This window comes from Actinomycetota bacterium (genome assembly GCA_036280995.1).
GTDB lineage: Bacteria > Actinomycetota > CALGFH01 > CALGFH01 > CALGFH01 > CALGFH01.
Window position 1 is genome coordinate 1 of the sequence record DASUPQ010000593.1, and the last position, 2,003, is coordinate 2,003.

A 2,003-nucleotide genomic window follows, 5' to 3' on the forward strand; every position below is an offset into this window, starting at 1 on the left:
GTCGTATCCGGTGAGCCACTCGATCACTTGGTCCAGTTCGGCCTTGGAACGTCCTTCGCGCTCGACCTTCGCCAGGTCGTGGGGATAGACGACCGGGGCCACGACGTGACTCTCTTCGCCAGCGGCGGGTCACGGACGAAGGGCACCCTGGTGTCACCGTTGGAGGAGACGCCGAAGCTGGCCGATATGGGCGTGAGCGTCACCGACGACACCATCCACACCCTGTCGGCCTACCCTCGATTGTTCGTGCGGCCCCGTGCCGAGGGGCCGCGCGTCCGCGTAAAAGCCCTCCTGACCTGGGAGAATGCGAGTTCTCAAGCTTGCATCGACCAGGGAAGAAGGGCTCCTTGAAGGTACATCGTAGCCAGTCGGTCCGGCATGTGAAGGTGACCACCGACGGTGAGGGCGTGGCGTCGCACGCCGGCACCGTCCTGTTGGCCGAGATGGCGGACCGCTCGGGACTGACCAGGGCGCTGTCGGTGGCCATGGGCGACTGCGGCATCTCCTGGCACACGCATGACCCCGGCGTAGTGCTCACCCATCTGGCCGTGACCATCGCGGACGGGGCCGACTGCCTGTCGAAGCTGGCGGTGCTGAGGAACCAGGAGGCGTTGTTCGGCCCCGTCGCCTCCCACCCCACGGCGTGGCGGGCGGTGGAGGCGGTCGCCGCGGTGGAACTGGCCGGCATCGACGCGGCCCGGGCGACGGCCCGGGAGCGGGTGTGGGCCGCCGGCGGCGCACCGGCGAGCGTCACGCTCGACTTCGACGCCACCCTGGTCGATGCCCATTCGGAGAAGCAGTGCGCGAAGCCGACCTACAAGCGGGGCTTCGGCTTCCATCCTCTCGGCGTCTGGTGCGACGAGACCACCGAGTTCCTGGCCGGCATGCTCCGCCCGGGCAACGCCGGGGCCAACGCCGCCGCCGACCACGTCAAGATGCTCGACGGCGCCATGGCCCAGCTGCCGCCGGAGTGGCGGGCCGGCCACGCTCCCGGCGACGACCCGGCTGGCGTGGCGCACCCCATCCTGGCCCGGGCCGACTCGGCCGGGGCCACCCACGGCTTCGTCGATGCGTTGGTGGCCCGCAACATCGGCTTCTCCATTGGCTTTGACGTGGACGGCCGGGTGCGCGACGCGCTGATGCTGGTCCAGGAGGAGGACTGGGCCCAGGCGGTCGAGGCCGACGGCCGGGTGCGCCCGGGGGCATGGGTCACCGAGCTCACGGGCCTGGTCGACCTGAGGACCTGGCCCGCCGGCGTCCGGTTGATCTGCCGGCGCGAGCGGCCTCATCCCGGGGCCCAGCTCTCGTTGTTCGACACCTCCGAGGGCTTCCGCCACACCTGCTTCCTCACCGGCTCGGCTGGGGGACCGCCGCCGCTGGAGCTGCGCCAACGCCGCCATGCCCGGGTGGAGGACCGCATCCGGTGCGCCAAGGCATGCGGGCTTCGCAACTTCCCGTTCGAGGACTTCGTGCGCAACGAGGCGTGGCTGGCCATGGTCATGGTGGCCCAGGACCTGCTGGCATGGACGGCGATGCTGTGCCTCGACGGGGCACTGGCGCGCGCCGAGCCGGCCACGCTGCGCTACCAGCTCCTCCACGTCGCGGCCCGCCTCGCACGGCGGGGCCGGGACCTCTACCTGCGCATCGACGAGACCTGGCCGTGGCGTGACCAGCTCGACGCCGCCTTCGGGCGTCTCCGCACCGCCCTCTGCTGAGAGCGCCCCGGGCACGCGCCGGCCCAGAACGCCCTGCCGAGGCGCACCAACCGATCCAGCCGAAGGACCCCTGACCCGCCGCGCCTGCCCACCCGATGTCACCCACCGTGGCCGTGCTCGGCCTCGACGGGCTCGGGTCAGCTGGCCCACAAGCTGCCGGACGAACAATCAAGGCTAGCCCGGCAATCGATCGTTGCGTCCGACCGCCTGCAGCGGACCCGCCTGTCAACGGCCGTCACATTCACAGCCGCGAACGCAAAAGCACCCGCAGCTCCAAGGCTGCCGAGT

Annotated in this window: 2 protein-coding genes; one reads left to right on the top strand and one right to left on the bottom strand. The window is 71.0% G+C overall.

Translation table 11 applies throughout. The features are described 5' to 3' along the window. On the bottom strand, positions 1-102 hold a 102-nt coding region (locus VF468_20010; GenBank protein HEX5880574.1), incomplete at its 3' end, for a DUF2200 family protein. A gap of 245 nt (positions 103-347) precedes the next feature. On the opposite strand from VF468_20010, the gene VF468_20015 reads away from it, so the two are divergent. Then, the gene (locus VF468_20015) at positions 348-1,715 is read left to right on the top strand and encodes an IS1380 family transposase (protein HEX5880575.1); all 1,368 of its coding nucleotides are present in this window, start codon (positions 348-350) and stop codon (positions 1,713-1,715) included. Positions 1,716-2,003: the final 288 nt, after the last annotated feature.